A 263-nucleotide genomic window follows, 5' to 3' on the forward strand; every position below is an offset into this window, starting at 1 on the left:
GGCCGCACAATGCGGCTATTGTCTCAACGGCATGATCATGACCACCAAGGCGTTGCTCGCGATCAACCCGCGGCCGACCGAGCAGGAGGCGCTGGCGGCACTGCGCTACAATCTCTGCCGCTGCGGCACGCATGTCGAGATCCTTCGCGCGGTGATGCGCGCATCCGGCCAACTCACCGAGGCCGCAGGTTGATGGCCTTCTTTGTTTCGAACGGAGCTGAGCGCACGGGTTCGCTCGTCGTTGCGCGCAGCGTGGACGAGGT

General features: G+C 64.6%; 1 protein-coding gene. It reads left to right on the top strand.

Features of this window, described 5'->3' with window-relative positions:
• Positions 1-193 (top strand): 2Fe-2S iron-sulfur cluster-binding protein (locus AC0L16_RS33700; RefSeq protein ID WP_473625830.1); only part of this gene is annotated, 193 nt, incomplete at its 5' end.
• Positions 194-263 lie beyond the last annotated feature (70 nt).

This window comes from Mesorhizobium sp. WSM4848 (genome assembly GCF_055811375.1).